Origin of the sequence: Bacillus sp. FSL M8-0071 (assembly GCF_037975455.1) — a bacterium.
GTDB classification, from domain to species: Bacteria; Bacillota; Bacilli; order Bacillales; family Bacillaceae; genus Bacillus; species Bacillus subtilis.
Map to the genome: position 1 here is coordinate 1,725,690 of NZ_CP150256.1, position 15,826 is coordinate 1,741,515.

The following is a 15,826-nucleotide window of genomic DNA, read 5'->3' on the forward strand; positions in this document are numbered from 1 at the left end:
ATTGAATTGAGTATGAGAGCAAACCGTGTCGGCGAGCAGATGAAAAAAGAACTCGGTGATATTATCAGCCGCAAGCTGAAAGACCCGAGAATTGGTTTTCTGACAGTAACGGATGTACGTGTATCAGGTGATTTGCAAATTGCAAAGGTGTATATCTCGGTTCTCGGTGACGAGAAAAAACGGGAAGAAGCGCTGAAAGGACTGGCAAAAGCGAAAGGATTTATCCGATCCGAAATCGGCAGCCGCATCAGACTTCGAAAAACGCCTGAAATTGAATTTGAGTTCGATGAATCAATCGATTACGGGAATCGGATCGAAACACTGATTCACGAATTACATTCAGAGAAACCATCTGAATAAAAAATGAGAGGATAGGCGTATATCGTCTGTCCTCTTTCTTCGTTTAAAAGAAAAAAGTTAAAAAAGAAGGAGTGAAAGGCAAATGGTTAACGGATTTCTCCTTTTACATAAACCTGTTGGCATGACATCGCACGACTGTGTCATGAAGATCCGAAAGCTGTTAAAAACAAAAAAAGTAGGACATACAGGAACGCTCGATCCGGAAGTGTCAGGCGTGCTTCCGATTTGTGTAGGAAGAGCGACAAAAATAGTCGAATACTTAACTGAAAAATCTAAAACGTATGATGCAGAAATAACGCTTGGCTTTTCAACCACAACAGAGGATCAAACCGGAGAAACGGTGGAAACAAAGCCTGTCAATCACGACATTGATAAAGCGGATGTAGAAAAGGTTTTAAACAGTTTAAAGGGGAAACAAGAACAAATTCCGCCCATGTATTCCGCTGTAAAAGTAAACGGCAAAAAATTATACGAATACGCAAGAGCGGGGATTGAAGTAGAACGTCCGAAACGTATGATAACCATTGAAGACATTGCCCTGACGACAGAGATTAAACATCATGGAGAAACCGCAAGCTTCCGGTTTACAGTGACTTGCTCCAAAGGGACCTATGTAAGGACGCTGGCGGTCATGATCGGAGAAAAGCTCGGATATCCGGCTCATATGTCTCATTTAATCCGTACGGCATCCGGAGATTTTTCTCTCGACGAATGCTTTACTTTTGATGAGCTCGAAGCACAGGCCCAATCCGGAACCGTGGAAGAGCATACAGTTCCTATTGAACGTGCGCTCAATCATTTGCCGAAATGGATCATAAGTGATACATTAGCTAAGAAAGTAGAAAATGGGGCTTTGCTTGAGACGCCCGAGCAGTTTTCTGAAATGACAAGTGAAGACCGTATCGCCGTCTTTACTGAATCCGGAACCTGTTTGGCGATCTATTTCCCTCATCCTGCAAAAAAAGGGCTGTTAAAGCCGGCAAAAGTATTGATGCAAAAAAGCGAACAATAGAAAAAAGGTGACCGTTCTGTGAAGACGATACATATTACACATCCTCATCATTTAATAAAAGAGGAGCAGGCAAAATCAGTGATGGCGTTAGGATATTTTGACGGCGTTCATCTCGGGCATCAAAAGGTAATCGGCACAGCGAAGCAAATAGCCGAAGAAAAAGGTCTGACATTGGCTGTGATGACCTTTCACCCCCATCCTTCCCACGTGTTGGGCAGAGATAAGGAACCAAAGGATCTGATTACGCCTCTTGAAGACAAAATAAACCAAATTGAACAATTAGGCACAGAAGTTCTGTATGTCGTTAAATTTAATGAAGTGTTTGCTTCTCTTTCTCCTAAGCAGTTTATAGACCAGTATATTATCGGTCTTAATGTGCAGCACGCAGTGGCAGGCTTTGACTTTACGTACGGCAAATACGGCAAGGGGACAATGGAGACCATGCCGGATGATTTAGACGGAAAAGCTGGGTGCACAATGGTAGAAAAATTGACGGAGCAGGATAAAAAAATCAGTTCTTCGTATATCCGTACCGCGCTTCAAAACGGAGATGTTGAATTGGCGAATGTCTTGCTTGGACAGCCTTATTTTATTAAAGGAATTGTCATTCATGGTGATAAAAGAGGGCGGACCATCGGGTTTCCGACAGCAAATGTGGGTTTAAATAACAGCTATATCGTTCCGCCCACAGGTGTATATGCCGTAAAAGCGGAAGTGAACGGCGAAGTTTACAATGGTGTTTGCAATATTGGCTATAAGCCGACGTTTTATGAAAAGCGCCCTGAGCAGCCTTCCATCGAGGTCAATCTGTTTGATTTCGATCAGGAGGTATATGGAGCCGCTATAAAAATCGAATGGTATAAACGGATTCGGAGCGAGCGGAAATTCAATGGCATCAAAGAATTAACTGAGCAAATTGAGAAAGATAAGCAGGAAGCCATTCGTTATTTCAGCAATTTGCGGAAATAACTTGCAACGCACGCAAATTTTATTCTAAAATATTTGCATATAGGCACGATTTTTAGTATGATAGTTTTCGTAGTCTTAAAACCATTGCTTGGCAATCCGAAGTCACCGACGGTTGCTAGGTAACTGGGGCTAAATATGATTTGGAGGTGAAACAGGATGGCAATTACTCAAGAGCGTAAAAACCAACTCATCAATGAGTTCAAAACACACGAATCTGATACTGGATCTCCAGAAGTTCAGATCGCTATCCTAACTGACTCAATTAACAACTTGAACGAGCATTTACGTACTCACAAGAAAGACCACCACTCACGTCGCGGTCTTCTTAAAATGGTAGGTAAGCGTCGTAATCTTCTTACGTATCTGCGTAATAAAGACGTAACTCGTTACCGTGAGTTAATTAACAAACTAGGCTTACGTCGATAATCGTAAAAAGCGGGAGGATTCCCGCTTTTTTATCGTATTAAAGCGAAATTTCTTATAACAAATCATTGAAATCCTTTTACATACTACTTTGACATTGATATGTTCAATTCATTTCGTTCATAATAGGAGTAATTGATTATTTCACACAACGAAGAGAGGAGTTCGTAATTGTATGGGACAAGAAAAACATGTCTTTACCATAGATTGGGCCGGAAGAACGCTAACTGTTGAAACCGGCCAGCTTGCCAAACAGGCAAATGGTGCTGTGATGATCCGCTACGGTGATACAGCAGTACTTAGTACAGCAACCGCTTCAAAAGAACCTAAACCGCTTGATTTCTTCCCTCTTACTGTAAACTATGAAGAAAGATTATATGCGGTAGGGAAAATTCCGGGCGGATTTATTAAAAGAGAAGGACGTCCAAGTGAAAAAGCGGTTCTTGCCAGCCGTTTAATTGACCGTCCGATCCGTCCTTTGTTTGCCGATGGATTCCGTAATGAAGTTCAGGTCATCAGCATTGTCATGAGTGTTGACCAAAACTGCTCTTCAGAAATGGCTGCCATGTTCGGTTCATCTCTTGCACTTTCTGTATCGGATATTCCGTTTGAAGGACCGATTGCAGGGGTTACTGTCGGACGCATTGATGATCAATTTATCATTAACCCGACAGTCGATCAGCTTGAAAAAAGCGACATCAATCTTGTCGTTGCCGGCACGAAAGATGCGATTAACATGGTAGAAGCGGGAGCGGACGAAGTTCCTGAGGAAATCATGCTTGAAGCCATTATGTTCGGCCATGAAGAGATTAAACGCCTGATTGCATTCCAAGAAGAAATTGTTGCAGCAGTCGGCAAAGAGAAATCTGAAATTAAGCTCTTTGAAATTGATGAAGAGCTTAATGAAAAAGTAAAAGCTTTGGCAGAAGAGGATCTGCTGAAAGCCATCCAAGTTCATGAAAAGCATGCCCGTGAAGATGCCATTAACGAAGTGAAGAACGCAGTTGTGGCAAAATTCGAGGATGAAGAACATGATGAAGACACAATCAAGCAAGTGAAGCAGATTTTATCCAAGCTGGTGAAAAATGAAGTTCGCCGCCTGATTACTGAAGAGAAAGTAAGACCGGACGGCCGCGGTGTCGATCAAATCCGCCCGCTCTCTTCAGAGGTTGGCCTCTTGCCAAGAACGCACGGTTCAGGTCTATTTACAAGGGGACAAACTCAGGCCCTCAGCGTATGTACGCTAGGTGCTCTGGGAGATGTGCAAATCCTTGACGGCTTAGGTGTCGAAGAGTCGAAACGGTTTATGCATCATTACAACTTCCCGCAATTCAGCGTTGGGGAAACAGGACCGATGCGCGGACCGGGACGTCGTGAAATCGGACACGGAGCACTGGGTGAGCGTGCGCTTGAGCCAGTTATTCCGTCTGAAAAAGACTTCCCTTATACTGTCCGTCTTGTTTCAGAAGTGCTTGAATCAAACGGTTCTACATCTCAAGCAAGCATTTGCGCAAGCACACTTGCAATGATGGATGCCGGTGTACCGATTAAAGCGCCAGTTGCTGGTATTGCGATGGGTCTTGTCAAATCAGGCGAACATTACACTGTCTTGACTGACATCCAAGGCATGGAAGACGCGCTCGGAGATATGGACTTTAAAGTAGCGGGAACTGAAAAAGGCGTAACGGCCCTGCAAATGGACATTAAAATTGAAGGCCTTTCCAGAGAGATTCTTGAAGAAGCGCTTCAGCAGGCGAAAAAGGGCAGAATGGAAATCCTCAACAGCATGCTTGCAACATTAAGCGAATCAAGAAAAGAGCTTTCTCGATATGCGCCTAAGATCTTAACAATGACCATTAATCCTGATAAAATCCGCGATGTCATCGGACCAAGCGGGAAACAAATCAATAAGATCATCGAAGAAACCGGTGTTAAAATTGATATTGAGCAGGACGGCACAATCTTTATTTCCTCTACAGATGAAAGCGGCAACCAAAAAGCGAAAAAAATCATCGAAGACCTTGTTAGAGAGGTTGAAGTCGGCCAACTTTACCTAGGTAAAGTGAAACGGATTGAAAAATTCGGGGCTTTCGTTGAAATTTTCAGCGGAAAAGACGGTTTGGTGCACATTTCAGAGCTTGCGCTTGAACGCGTAGGGAAAGTTGAAGATGTTGTGAAAATCGGAGACGAGATTCTTGTCAAAGTCACTGAAATTGATAAACAAGGACGAGTGAATTTATCCCGCAAAGCGGTGCTCCGTGAAGAGAAAGAAAAAGAAGAACAACAATCTTAAATGAAAACATAAAAGGAGCCTGGGAGACCCGGCTTCTTTATTTTGAAGCTTTTCAAAAGCAGGCGGGTTCTACCTTGTCCCTCTCCTTCATAATGTGAAATGAGGGGGGACAGAACATGTACAAAAAATTTGTACCGTTTGCCGTTTTTTTATTTCTTTTTTTTGTCTCATTTGAGATGATGGAAAATCCGCATGCACTTGATTATATAGGGGCAATGAAAAAAGATACGGTGACTGTCACGGCGTCAAAAGACCAATTATATGAAGAATTGCTTCAAAAAGCGCCGGAATACGAAGTTAAGCCCCAGAATGCAAGAATTGATAAAGTGTGGAAAAGCATTCCAGGCTACAATGGATTAAAGGTCAATATTGAACAATCATATAAAAAAATGAAAAAGCATGGTGAGTTTCGGGAAAAAGATTTGGTGTACAGTCAAGTAAAACCAAGTGTTCATCTTGAGTCACTTCAGCCTGAGCCTATTTATAAAGGAAATCCTGACAAACCGATGGTGGCTTTTTTAATCAATGTGGCATGGGGAAATGAGTATTTGGAAAAAATGCTCCCTATTCTGCAAAAGCACCAGGTTAAAGCTACGTTCTTTTTAGAAGGCAATTGGGTGAGAAACAATGTACAGCTCGCTAAGAAGATTGCAAAAGACGGACATGAAATCGGAAATCATTCATACAATCATCCGGATATGAGCAAACTGACTACAGGAAGAATTTCCGAGCAGCTCGACAAGACTAATGAACAAATAGAACAAACGATCGGCGTTAAGCCAAAGTGGTTCGCTCCGCCGAGCGGAAGTTTCAGAAAAGCGGTTATCGACATTGCAGCAGAGAAACAGATGGGAACAGTCATGTGGACAGTTGATACAATCGATTGGCAAAAGCCGGCTCCGTCTGTACTTCAGACGAGAGTGTTAAGCAAGATACATAATGGTGCTATGATTTTAATGCATCCGACTGACCCTACGGCGGAAAGTCTTGAAGCGCTGATTACAAAGATAAAAGACAAAGGGTATGCGCTTGGAACAGTCACTGAACTAATGGATGAAACAAGACTATTGAAGTAACAGATGAAGGCAGCTTGTCTTTGAATAGGAGGAACAAATTTGATTAAACGATATACGTGTCAAAATGGTGTAAGAATTGTGCTGGAAAATAACCCGACAGTCCGTTCTGTTGCGATCGGCGTATGGATCGGCACAGGTTCGAGACATGAAACGCCGGAGATAAACGGAATTTCTCACTTTTTAGAGCACATGTTCTTTAAAGGGACGAGCACAAAATCTGCACGCGAGATAGCAGAATCTTTTGATCGTATTGGCGGCCAGGTCAATGCGTTTACTTCAAAGGAATATACCTGCTACTATGCAAAGGTGCTTGACGAGCATGCGAATTACGCGCTGGACGTATTAGCAGATATGTTCTTTCATTCAACGTTTGATGAAAACGAGCTGAAAAAAGAGAAAAATGTAGTATATGAAGAAATTAAAATGTATGAAGATGCGCCGGACGACATTGTACATGATTTATTGAGCAAAGCCACTTACGGCAATCATTCTTTAGGCTACCCAATTCTAGGCACGGAAGAAACGCTTGCTTCCTTTAACGGTGACTCTCTCAGACAATACATGCATGATTACTATACGCCGGACCGAGTGGTGATTTCGGTAGCGGGCAATATATCTGACAGTTTTATCAAAGATGTAGAAAAATGGTTCGGGTCATACGAGGCGAAAGGTAAAGCAACAGGCCTTGAGAAGCCTGAGTTCCACACGGAAAAACTGACGAGAAAAAAAGAAACAGAGCAGGCTCATTTGTGCCTTGGATTTAAAGGCTTAGAGGTTGGCCATGAACGTATTTATGATTTAATCGTCCTCAATAATGTGCTCGGAGGCAGCATGAGCAGCCGGCTGTTCCAAGATGTGCGTGAAGATAAAGGACTTGCTTATTCTGTTTACAGCTATCACAGCTCATATGAGGACAGCGGAATGCTAACGATTTACGGCGGAACGGGGGCAAATCAGCTTCAGCAGCTGTCGGAAACAATTCAAGAAACCCTTGCCACATTAAAACGTGACGGCATTACCTCGAAAGAACTGGAAAACAGCAAAGAGCAAATGAAGGGAAGCTTAATGCTGAGCTTAGAAAGCACAAACAGCAAAATGAGCCGAAACGGAAAAAATGAACTGCTGCTCGGCAAACATAAAACATTAGATGAAATCATCAATGAATTAAACGCCGTGAACTTAGAGCGTGTTAACGGCCTTGCCAGACAATTGTTTACCGAAGACTATGCATTAGCACTTATCAGCCCTTCCGGCAATATGCCGTCTTAAAAAGGAAAGCCTGCTCCATAATGGAGCAGGCATTTTTTAATCCCTTTCATCATACATAGTACAAGGGGGTGACAGACATGCGGCTCAGTGAATTATCAGGAAAGGAAATTGTAGACATCAAAAGAGCTGAACGGCTCGGAGTGCTCGGCCAGACCGATTTGGAAATCAATGAACAGGATGGACAGATTACAGCACTCCTCATTCCCACAGTTAAGTGGTTTGGTTTGAGAAAGCAAGGTCATGACATTCGTGTCCCATGGCACCATATTCAAAAGATCGGTTCAGATATGATTATATTAGATGTACCTGAGGAAATGCCTCCTCGACAAGAGTAAATAGCCCAATTGCCTGTGAAGCGGGCTCTAAAGAAAACATCTGAAACATCGGCTGCCGGAGCCGATGTTTTTTTATATGGAAAAAGCGCATCTTTTATATTCACCGGTATTTCCTTTTGATCATAAGATGAAGGGGAGCTTAACAACTAGAGATCCAGTATATACAAAGAAGGTGAACGTTTAGAATGTTAACCGGATTGAAAATTGCAGTTATCGGCGGTGACGCAAGACAGCTCGAAATTATAAGAAAGCTCACTGAACAGCAGGCTGACATCTATCTTGTCGGTTTTGACCAATTGGATCACGGTTTTACCGGGGCAGTAAAATGCAATATTGATGAAATTCCTTTTCAGCAAATAGACAGCATCATTCTTCCAGTATCCGCGACAACAGGAGAAGGTGTCGTATCAACTGTATTTTCTAATGAAGAAGTTGTGTTAAAACAGGACCATCTCGACAGAACGCCTGCACATTGTGTCATTTTCTCAGGAATTTCTAACGCCTATTTAGAAAACATTGCAGCTCAGGCAAAAAGAAAACTTGTAAAACTGTTTGAGCGGGATGACATTGCGATATACAACTCTATTCCGACAGTAGAAGGAACGATCATGCTGGCTATTCAGCACACGGATTATACGATACACGGATCACAGGTGGCCGTTCTCGGTCTGGGGCGCACCGGGATGACGATTGCCCGTACATTTGCCGCGCTCGGGGCGAATGTAAAAGTGGGGGCAAGAAGTTCAGCGCATCTGGCACGTATCACTGAAATGGGGCTCGTTCCTTTTCATACCGATGAGCTGAAAGAGCATGTAAAAGATATAGATATTTGCATTAATACCATACCGAGTATGATTTTAAATCAAACGGTACTTTCTAGCATGACACCAAAAACCTTAATATTGGATCTGGCCTCACGTCCCGGGGGAACGGATTTTAAATATGCCGAGAAACAAGGGATTAAAGCACTTCTTGCTCCCGGGCTTCCAGGGATTGTCGCTCCTAAAACAGCTGGGCAAATCCTTGCAAACGTCTTGAGCAAGCTTTTGGCTGAAATACAAGCTGAGGAGGGGAAATAAGGATGTCGTCATTAAAAGGAAAAAGAATCGGGTTTGGGCTGACCGGGTCGCATTGCACATATGAAGCGGTTTTCCCGCAAATTGAGGAGTTGGTCAACGAAGGAGCTGAAGTCCGTCCGGTTGTCACATTTAATGTAAAATCTACAAATACCCGATTTGGAGAGGGCGCAGAATGGGTTAAAAAAATTGAAGACCTGACTGGATATGAGGCCATTGATTCGATTGTAAAGGCAGAACCTCTTGGGCCGAAGCTGCCCCTTGACTGCATGGTCATTGCGCCTTTAACAGGCAATTCAATGAGCAAGCTGGCAAATGCCATGACGGACAGCCCGGTGCTGATGGCGGCAAAAGCGACAATCCGGAACAATCGGCCTGTCGTTCTGGGTATCTCGACAAATGATGCTCTTGGTTTAAACGGAACAAATTTAATGAGGCTCATGTCAACAAAAAATATCTTTTTTATTCCATTCGGGCAAGATGATCCATTTAAAAAACCGAATTCAATGGTAGCCAAAATGGATCTGCTTCCGCAAACGATTGAAAAGGCACTCATGCACCAGCAGCTTCAGCCGATTCTAGTTGAGAATTATCAGGGAAATGACTAAATTTACAGAAAATCTTTCCCAAACTAAAAAATTCGGTCATCACCCGCATATTCTATGGTAAAATAAAACGTAAAATCATAGTCAAATCAATTCAATGAAGCTGATTGGCGGAAGGAGTTTTACAGATGGGAAGAGGTTTACACGTAGCTGTTGTCGGAGCGACAGGGGCTGTGGGACAACAAATGCTTAAAACACTTGAAGACAGAAACTTTGAAATGGACACACTTACATTGCTATCTTCAAAACGCTCTGCGGGGACAAAAGTCACGTTTAAAGGCCAAGAGCTGACTGTTCAGGAAGCTTCTCCTGAGAGCTTTGAAGGGGTAAATATTGCTTTGTTCAGCGCCGGCGGAAGCGTATCACAAGCATTGGCACCAGAAGCTGTAAAACGCGGCGCTATTGTTATAGATAATACGAGTGCGTTCCGCATGGATGAAAATACACCGCTTGTTGTGCCAGAAGTGAATGAGGCAGACTTGCATGAACACAACGGCATTATTGCCAATCCAAACTGCTCTACAATCCAAATGGTTGCGGCACTTGAACCGATCCGCAAAGCATATGGCTTAAACAAGGTCATCGTATCAACTTACCAGGCAGTATCAGGAGCGGGTAATGAAGCTGTAAAAGAGCTTTACAGCCAAACACAGGCGATTTTAAATAAAGAAGAAATAGAGCCTGAGATCATGCCTGTAAAAGGTGACAAAAAACACTATCAAATCGCCTTCAACGCGATTCCGCAAATCGATAAATTCCAAGATAACGGCTATACGTTTGAGGAAATGAAAATGATAAATGAAACGAAAAAAATCATGCACATGCCTGACCTTCAAGTAGCGGCTACATGTGTGAGACTGCCAATCCAAACTGGGCACTCAGAGTCCGTCTACATCGAAATAGACCGTGATGACGCTACAGTTGAAGATATTAAAAATCTATTGAAAGAAGCTCCGGGCGTGACACTTCAGGATGATCCAAGCCAGCAGCTTTATCCGATGCCTGCTGATGCTGTCGGCAAAAACGATGTGTTTGTAGGCCGCATCCGCAAAGACTTGGACAGAGCAAACGGTTTTCATTTATGGGTTGTTTCTGATAACCTATTAAAAGGCGCGGCATGGAACTCTGTTCAAATTGCAGAAAGCCTGAAAAAACTAAACCTCGTATAAAAGAGAGAATTTTCTAAAGACGAATAGAAGAGAGTAAGGCGCTATCAGCCTGCTCTCTTCTGTTACGTCCGAATAATTTGGAGTGAAAACAGTGAAGATAATTGTTCAAAAGTTCGGCGGAACATCAGTAAAAGATGATAAAGGCCGCAAACTGGCTTTAGGGCATATTAAAGAAGCAATCAGTGAAGGATATAAGGTTGTCGTTGTCGTTTCAGCGATGGGCCGAAAAGGAGACCCGTATGCAACAGATTCTTTGCTCGGGCTGCTTTACGGCGATCAGTCAGCGATTTCTCCTAGGGAGCAGGATTTGCTTTTATCTTGCGGAGAGACTATTTCCTCTGTCGTCTTTACAAGCATGCTGCTTGATAACGGTGTGAAAGCAGCTGCGCTGACAGGGGCTCAGGCTGGCTTTTTAACGAATGATCAGCATACCAATGCGAAAATCATTGAAATGAAACCGGAGCGTTTATTCAGTGTGCTCGCCAATCATGATGCGGTAGTCGTCGCAGGCTTCCAGGGCGCAACTGAAAAGGGTGATACAACAACAATCGGCAGAGGGGGCAGCGATACGTCTGCAGCCGCACTCGGAGCAGCTGTTGATGCGGAATACATCGATATTTTCACCGATGTAGAAGGCGTGATGACTGCTGACCCAAGAGTGGTGGAAAATGCAAAACCGCTTCCTGTTGTGACGTATACGGAAATCTGCAACCTGGCGTATCAGGGGGCCAAGGTCATTCATCCACGTGCTGTGGAAATCGCAATGCAGGCCAAGGTTCCGATCCGCGTCCGTTCGACTTATTCGAATGATAAAGGTACATTGGTGACATCACATCACTCTTCCAAGGTCGGCAGTGATGTTTTTGAAAGGCTGATTACGGGAATCGCCCATGTCAAAGATGTCACGCAGTTCAAAGTGCCTGCGAAAATCGGCCAGTATAACGTTCAGACTGAAGTGTTCAAGGCTATGGCAAACGCTGGAATCAGTGTCGATTTCTTTAACATTACACCTAGTGAAATCGTCTATACGGTAGCCGGAAATAAAACAGAAACAGCTCAGCGTATTTTAATGGATATGGGCTATGATCCAATGGTGACGAGAAACTGCGCGAAGGTATCGGCGGTCGGCGCGGGCATTATGGGTGTTCCCGGTGTTACGTCCAAAATTGTATCGGCTCTTTCAGAAAAAGAAATTCCGATCCTTCAGTCGGCTGACAGCCATACGACGATATGGGTGCTCGTCCATGAAGCGGATATGGTTCCTGCTGTAAACGCTTTGCATGAAGTGTTTGAACTTTCGAAGTAAATGTGATTGAATCATGATGAGGTGAATAAAATGAATTTCGGAAATGTGTCTACAGCGATGATTACACCCTTTGACAATAAAGGGAACGTAGACTTTCAAAAACTGTCTACACTGATTGATTACTTGTTGAAAAACGGAACGGATTCTTTAGTAGTAGCGGGAACAACTGGAGAATCTCCGACCCTTTCAACTGAAGAAAAAATTGCGCTTTTTGAATATACGGTAAAAGAAGTAAACGGACGGGTGCCCGTTATCGCTGGTACTGGAAGCAACAACACGAAAGATTCCATTAAGCTGACAAAAAAAGCTGAGGAAGCGGGCGTGGACGCTGTTATGCTTGTTACCCCGTATTACAATAAACCTTCTCAAGAGGGAATGTACCAGCATTTTAAAGCAATTGCGGCAGAGACATCTCTTCCGGTTATGCTCTATAATGTTCCTGGCCGTACGGTTGCTTCTCTTGCTCCTGAAACGACGATTCGTTTGGCTGCGGACATTCCGAATGTGGTTGCGATTAAAGAAGCGAGCGGAGACCTAGAAGCGATTACAAAAATTATTGCAGAAACACCGGAAGACTTCTATGTCTATTCAGGGGATGACGCTCTGACGCTTCCTATTCTTTCAGTTGGAGGAAGAGGAGTTGTATCAGTGGCGAGCCATATTGCAGGCTCTGATATGCAGCAAATGATCAAAAATTATACGAATGGGCAAACAGCTAATGCGGCACTGATCCATCAGAAACTGCTGCCGATTATGAAGGAACTGTTTAAAGCGCCTAATCCTGCTCCAGTCAAAACAGCGCTTCAGCTGAGAGGTCTTGATGTCGGTTCTGTGCGTCTGCCTCTAGTCCCGTTAACTGAGGATGAACGTCTGAGCTTAAGCAGCACGATCAGCGAACTGTAAGAAAATTTCATACAGTGAAACAAACGCGGTCATTCTCACATTCAGCTGAGTTTGACCGTTTCTTTTACATATTGGTTTTCCCTAAACCTTCTGCTTTATCTTGTTTTCTAAATTTACTTTCAGTTATAATAGGAACAAGTGATGATGGACGGGTATGAGACTAGGAGGATATAGATTTTGAAAAAGAAAAATACAGAAAACGTTAGAATTATCGCCCTTGGCGGTGTCGGAGAGATTGGGAAGAACCTTTATGTCATTGAAATTGACTCAGACATATTTGTCGTTGATGCCGGCCTTATGCATCCAGAAAACGAAATGCTCGGTATTGATGTAGTGATTCCTGACATATCATATTTGATTGAACGGGCTGACCGCGTCAAGGCAATCTTTTTAACGCACGGGCACGATGAAAATATCGGCGGCGTTTTTTACTTATTAAACAAGCTGTCCGTTCCAGTGTACGGAACAAAATTGACGCTTGCACTGTTAAGAGAGAAATTAAAACAATACGGACATAACCGAAAAACTGATTTAAGAGAAATTCACTCCAAATCTGTCATTACATTTGAATCAACAAAAGTATCGTTCTTTAGAACGATTCACAGCATTCCTGATTCTGTAGGTGTGAGCTTTAAAACATCACTTGGATCTATTGTATGCACGGGAGACTTCAAATTTGACCAAACACCTGCACTTAATCAGACGTGCGACATTGGCGAGATCGCCAAGATCGGCAATAGCGGCGTGCTCGCTCTGCTTTCTGACAGTGCAAATGCGGAACGGCCGGGTTACACCCCTTCGGAAGCGGCTGTCAGCGGAGAAATTTCGGATGCGCTGTATAATTCACAGAACCGGGTGATTATTGCTGTTTTCGCATCCAATATTAACCGGATTCAGCAAGTCATTCATGCAGCGGCTCAAAATGGCAGAAAGATTGCCGTAGCCGGAAAAAATCTTCAATCTGTCCTGCAGCTGGCGAGAAAGTTAGGATACATTGAAGCAGATGATGAATTGTTTATTTCTGTACAGGATGTCAAAAAATATCCGAAGCGCGAAGTGGCTATTATTACAGCCGGAAGCCAAGGTGAACCATTAGCTGCTTTGACAAGAATGGCAAACAAAGCTCACAAACAGCTGAACATTGAAGAAGGGGATACGGTGGTCATTGCGTCAACTCCGATTCCCGGGCAGGAACTCATTTACTCTAAAACAGTAGATCTTCTTGCGAGAGCCGGTGCACAAGTCATCTTTGCCCAAAAGCGTGTTCATGTATCAGGCCACGGCTCACAAGAAGAGTTAAAGCTGATGATCAACCTGCTTAAACCAAAATATTTGATTCCTGTAAACGGCGAATACAGAATGCAAAAAGCTCATTCAAAAATCGCTGAAGAAACCGGCATGAAGCGCAGTGACATCTTCTTAATTGAAAAAGGCGACGTCGTTGAATTCCGCGGCCAAAACGTAAAAATTGGGGATAAAGTTCCTTACGGCAATATTTTAATTGATGGTTTAGGTGTCGGTGATATCGGCAATATCGTATTGAGAGACCGCCGCTTGCTTTCACAGGACGGAATTTTAATCGTTGTCATTACACTTGATAAACAAAAGAAACATCTTGTATCAGGACCAGAAATTATCACTCGCGGCTTTGTTTATGTAAGAGAGTCTGAAGGTCTTATCGTACAGGCTACTGAGCTTGTTCGGTCCATCGTGACAGAAGCGACTGAAACATCAAATGTCGAATGGTCAACGTTGAAGCAGGCAATGCGGGATGCTTTGAACCAATTCCTTTATGAAAAAACGAAACGTAAACCGATGATCATCCCAATTATTATGGAAGTATAATGACTGACTAAAGACCGGAGCTGCTCCGGTCTTTATTTTTTGTCCTTCAAGCCGGGATTGAATGAAGTATCTTTGTTCATAATACAAAGAGAAACTCGGAAAGGATGAAAGCGAGATGGATCATCGTATGGAAAACACAGAAGAAGAGCGTCCTGAAAAAAATGATGCGAAGGACAGCATTATGAATAAAATACAGCAGCTTGGTGAAACGACGCTTCCGCAGCTGCCCCAAGATACAAATATTCATTGTCTGACCATTATCGGACAAATTGAAGGCCATGTTCAGCTTCCTCCGCAAAACAAAACAACAAAATATGAACATGTCATCCCGCAGATTGTGGCAATTGAACAAAATCCTAAAATTGAAGGCTTGCTGATCATATTAAATACTGTCGGAGGAGATGTTGAAGCTGGTCTTGCCATAGCGGAAATGCTTGCATCTTTATCGAAACCGACCGTTTCTATCGTGCTTGGCGGGGGACATTCCATCGGCGTTCCGATTGCTGTATCCTGTGATTACAGCTATATCGCCGAAACAGCAACGATGACGATTCATCCAGTTAGGCTCACCGGGCTGGTCATCGGGGTGCCGCAAACGTTTGAATACCTGGATAAGATGCAAGAAAGAGTTGTTAAATTTGTGACAAGCCATTCCAATATAACCGAAGAGAAGTTTAAAGAGCTAATGTTTTCAAAAGGAAACTTAACACGCGATATCGGAACAAATGTGGTCGGTAAGGATGCAGTTAAATACGGATTGATCGATCACGCAGGCGGTGTCGGACAGGCAATCAATAAACTGAATGAGCTCATCGATGAAGCAAGGAAAGAAGAAGGACGGATGATTCAATGATTCTTTATACCGTGATGCCGCAGGAAATTGTGTTTGCAGAACAGAACCAAGAGAAAAGCGCACATGAGCAAATTGAATATAAAGGTGTACCGCTTCTAGTCGAAATGAAAGGGAATGAAGCGGAAGTCATTCAAATCATGAGCACCAATCCAATGCATTTTCTGCATCCGGACATTTCACCGGGACAAAAGCTGAAATTAAACGTATAAGAATCCAACCCTTTTTTAAGGGCAAAATATGCTATAATAGGGGAATCCTACAGAAAAAACGCAGCCTGTAAACGGCTGCTTTCTTCATTATGTATGAACTTACATTTTTTAACGCAGTAAGGT

The 15,826-nt window shown here is 43.2% G+C and carries 16 protein-coding genes; all 16 read left to right on the forward strand.

Features of this window, described 5'->3' with window-relative positions; translation table 11 throughout:
• The first annotated feature begins 6 nt into the window (after positions 1-6).
• The 16 genes from rbfA to tepJ all read left to right on the forward strand — a co-directional run bounded on the left by rbfA (position 7) and on the right by tepJ (position 15,703).
• Positions 7-360: a 30S ribosome-binding factor RbfA gene (rbfA, locus tag MKX71_RS08945; protein WP_009967251.1), complete on the forward strand. Its 354-nt coding sequence runs from the start codon at positions 7-9 to the stop codon at positions 358-360.
• A gap of 82 nt (positions 361-442) precedes the next feature.
• The gene (gene truB / locus MKX71_RS08950; RefSeq protein WP_339231967.1) at positions 443-1,372 is read left to right on the forward strand and encodes a tRNA pseudouridine(55) synthase TruB; all 930 of its coding nucleotides are present in this window, start codon (positions 443-445) and stop codon (positions 1,370-1,372) included.
• An 18-nt stretch (positions 1,373-1,390) separates the two neighbouring features.
• On the forward strand, positions 1,391-2,341 hold the full coding sequence (ribF, locus tag MKX71_RS08955; RefSeq protein ID WP_014476827.1) for a bifunctional riboflavin kinase/FAD synthetase: 951 nt from the start codon (positions 1,391-1,393) through the stop codon (positions 2,339-2,341).
• Positions 2,342-2,497: 156 nt separating this feature from the next.
• Positions 2,498-2,767 (forward strand): 30S ribosomal protein S15, encoded by a 270-nt coding sequence (gene rpsO, locus MKX71_RS08960; protein ID WP_003220957.1) that lies wholly within the window; start codon positions 2,498-2,500, stop codon positions 2,765-2,767.
• Positions 2,768-2,939: 172 nt separating this feature from the next.
• Positions 2,940-5,057, forward strand: coding sequence for a polyribonucleotide nucleotidyltransferase (gene pnp / locus MKX71_RS08965; protein WP_003231897.1), 2,118 nt, complete (start codon positions 2,940-2,942; stop codon positions 5,055-5,057).
• 116 nt (positions 5,058-5,173) lie between these two features.
• Positions 5,174-6,133, forward strand: a complete 960-nt coding sequence (locus MKX71_RS08970; RefSeq protein ID WP_003231894.1) for a polysaccharide deacetylase family protein — start codon at positions 5,174-5,176, stop codon at positions 6,131-6,133.
• A gap of 39 nt (positions 6,134-6,172) precedes the next feature.
• Positions 6,173-7,402, forward strand: coding sequence for a pitrilysin family protein (locus MKX71_RS08975; protein WP_003245717.1), 1,230 nt, complete (start codon positions 6,173-6,175; stop codon positions 7,400-7,402).
• A 77-nt stretch (positions 7,403-7,479) separates the two neighbouring features.
• On the forward strand, positions 7,480-7,737 hold the full coding sequence (locus MKX71_RS08980; protein WP_003231890.1) for a YlmC/YmxH family sporulation protein: 258 nt from the start codon (positions 7,480-7,482) through the stop codon (positions 7,735-7,737).
• A gap of 185 nt (positions 7,738-7,922) precedes the next feature.
• Positions 7,923-8,816 (forward strand): dipicolinic acid synthetase subunit A, encoded by an 894-nt coding sequence (gene dpaA, locus MKX71_RS08985; RefSeq protein ID WP_003231888.1) that lies wholly within the window; start codon positions 7,923-7,925, stop codon positions 8,814-8,816.
• 2 nt (positions 8,817-8,818) lie between these two features.
• Positions 8,819-9,421: a dipicolinate synthase subunit B gene (gene dpaB / locus MKX71_RS08990; protein WP_003244650.1), complete on the forward strand. Its 603-nt coding sequence runs from the start codon at positions 8,819-8,821 to the stop codon at positions 9,419-9,421.
• Positions 9,422-9,546: 125 nt separating this feature from the next.
• Complete coding sequence (gene asd, locus MKX71_RS08995) at positions 9,547-10,587, forward strand: aspartate-semialdehyde dehydrogenase (RefSeq protein WP_003244674.1); 1,041 nt, start codon at positions 9,547-9,549, stop codon at positions 10,585-10,587.
• 91 nt (positions 10,588-10,678) lie between these two features.
• Positions 10,679-11,893 carry an aspartate kinase gene (gene dapG, locus MKX71_RS09000; RefSeq protein WP_015483233.1) on the forward strand — a complete coding sequence of 405 codons (1,215 nt, stop codon included), beginning with the start codon at positions 10,679-10,681 and terminating at the stop codon, positions 11,891-11,893.
• 30 nt (positions 11,894-11,923) lie between these two features.
• The gene (dapA, locus tag MKX71_RS09005) at positions 11,924-12,796 is read left to right on the forward strand and encodes a 4-hydroxy-tetrahydrodipicolinate synthase (RefSeq protein WP_014476832.1); all 873 of its coding nucleotides are present in this window, start codon (positions 11,924-11,926) and stop codon (positions 12,794-12,796) included.
• Positions 12,797-12,973: 177 nt separating this feature from the next.
• Positions 12,974-14,641 carry a ribonuclease J2 gene (gene rnjB / locus MKX71_RS09010; RefSeq protein ID WP_003231875.1) on the forward strand — a complete coding sequence of 556 codons (1,668 nt, stop codon included), beginning with the start codon at positions 12,974-12,976 and terminating at the stop codon, positions 14,639-14,641.
• Positions 14,642-14,756: 115 nt separating this feature from the next.
• Positions 14,757-15,494, forward strand: a complete 738-nt coding sequence (gene tepA, locus MKX71_RS09015; RefSeq protein WP_003245712.1) for a translocation-enhancing protein TepA — start codon at positions 14,757-14,759, stop codon at positions 15,492-15,494.
• The gene (gene tepJ, locus MKX71_RS09020) at positions 15,491-15,703 is read left to right on the forward strand and encodes a TepA modulator TepJ (protein ID WP_047182622.1); all 213 of its coding nucleotides are present in this window, start codon (positions 15,491-15,493) and stop codon (positions 15,701-15,703) included. The genes tepA and tepJ overlap by 4 nt, the downstream gene beginning before the upstream one ends.
• Positions 15,704-15,826: the final 123 nt, after the last annotated feature.